The following is an 864-nucleotide window of genomic DNA, read 5'->3' on the forward strand; positions in this document are numbered from 1 at the left end:
CAGTAGCAAATGCCATTGTAGGTGCAACAATTGCCATTGAAAGAATTCCTGTTGTTATTAATCTTGCATTTTTTTTCATATTAATCTCCTTACTTAACATAAATTTCTAATTTGTTTTTTAGTATTTTAACATTTAAAAATATGTCAAAGTGTATTTCCTAAAACTATAAATAAGTTTATAAAAAATAAACTTATAAAAAACAAAAAATAAAAAAATTAAATATATTTAATACATTTAATTACTTTCACTATATCACTTATTGCTATAAAAATCCATAAAAATCTATAAAAAACACATAATAACACATAATAGTTGAATTTTTATTATTTTTTTCAGATGAATAACACAACTTTTGATAGCTAACTATAGTCTTTGTATATATAAATCCTTTATACTTACACTTAACTACAAAAAGACTGCATATACACTATTTTGCACTTATATGCACAATGTATATACAGTCTTTATTACTATCATAATTATGTTCTTATTTTATAGATTTAATCTAAATTTAAAACTGTGAATTAGTTTATATTAAATTTTTGAGTACTTTCATTCTAGACTATTTTAATGAATCTTCAATACCTTTACCTATTTGTGTACCCATTTCTTTTACTTTACTTGATGTATTAAGCAAGCTCATATCTTTCTCATTATCTAAAAATGCACATTCTACAAGTACAGCTGGCATATCATTAGTTCTTAAAACATACAAATAATCTTTTGTAGGGTCAGTTGATAGTGTTCTTATTTTTGTACCTCTATTCTTTAGATTGAACTTTTCTAAAATTCTATTTAATATATTTGTAGCTAGAGTCTTAGTAGTTCCCCCATTTTTATCTTTAAGTTTATAAAATACTTCT

The 864-nt window shown here is 22.7% G+C and carries 1 protein-coding gene; it reads right to left on the reverse strand.

Features of this window, described 5'->3' with window-relative positions; translation table 11 throughout:
* Positions 1–563: 563 nt before the first annotated feature.
* A partial coding sequence (locus KGF39_RS19390) for an N-acetylmuramoyl-L-alanine amidase (protein WP_227823568.1) occupies positions 564–864 on the reverse strand: 301 nt, incomplete at its 5' end.

The sequence above is a fragment of the Clostridioides sp. ZZV14-6345 genome (assembly GCF_020657775.1).
In the GTDB taxonomy this organism is placed as follows: Bacteria; Bacillota; Clostridia; order Peptostreptococcales; family Peptostreptococcaceae; genus Clostridioides; species Clostridioides difficile_D.